The 510-nt window shown below is 30.4% G+C and carries 1 protein-coding gene; it reads right to left on the bottom strand.

What is annotated here, in order from left to right:
* Positions 1-101 precede the first annotated feature (101 nt).
* Positions 102-510 (bottom strand): hypothetical protein (locus BAZO_RS11415; RefSeq protein WP_003331675.1); only part of this gene is annotated, 409 nt, incomplete at its 5' end.

Below are 510 nucleotides of genomic sequence, written 5' to 3'. Positions count from 1 at the left end.
ATAAGCTAACGTCAATTTTTCAAAGAGAGTCCCACGTTCTCTCTGTACATCGTTAGAAACAGTATTAATCTGATTAATTAAATCATCAAAAGTTTGTTTAGTCATTTTACATTCCTTCCAAAATGCCACCATTTTTTATTTTTTGTATGAAGTTCTTCTTTTGTATTATCTATGTCTTTAGATTTTTGTACCATAGGATATTTATCATCTTTTCGTACTGGTACCATCAAAGATTTTAATTCCTTAATTTCTTCTTTATATTCTTCAAGTAATTTTTTATCTTGTAAGGCTAAACGTTGTTGCTGGTCTAATAGCTTATGAAGCTCTTTTTTTTCTGATTGGAGTTCGGACACTAGATTCCTTAAAAATAAAATCTCTTCATTCCCCTCTGGATTGCCATCAACTGAATTATTCACGTTGTCGTCAACAAAAACTTTTTGTTGACGTTTTTTAGTTGACGTTTTGTTAAAAAAAGCACTCTTAATAACTTTTTGACCATCAACGTCAACG

This window comes from Schinkia azotoformans LMG 9581, assembly GCF_000307855.1.
Lineage (GTDB): Bacteria > Bacillota > Bacilli > Bacillales > Bacillaceae_J > Schinkia > Schinkia azotoformans.
Note: the sequence above shows the minus strand (reverse complement) of the source record. Positions and strands in the feature narration are given on the sequence as shown.